Below are 265 nucleotides of genomic sequence, written 5' to 3'. Positions count from 1 at the left end.
AAGCAGAAGAAGCTATTAATCTTCTTACATCTTTTTCGCTGAGTCATACGACCATTCATACTATCACTCAAAAAGTCGGTGAAACCATTCAAGAATGGACAGAAACAGCACCTCTTCAAGACGAGACGTCTCAGAAAAATAAGAAAAAAACGCCTGTCTTATTTATTGAAGGTGACGGGTTAATGCTTACAAAAGGCAAGGAGAAAAAACGTCCTGAGATTCATCGTGTTCAGTTTCATGAAGGGGTAGAGTATAAAGGAAAACA

General features: G+C 38.1%; 1 pseudogene. It reads left to right on the top strand.

What is annotated here, in order from left to right:
• Nucleotides 1-265 (top strand): annotated as a pseudogene (locus ACYQ4S_RS12680) (ISLre2-like element ISAot1 family transposase); the annotation flags it as partial.

This window comes from Alkalibacterium sp. s-m-28, assembly GCF_054658175.1.
This window is presented reverse-complemented; position numbering and strand designations above follow the sequence as displayed.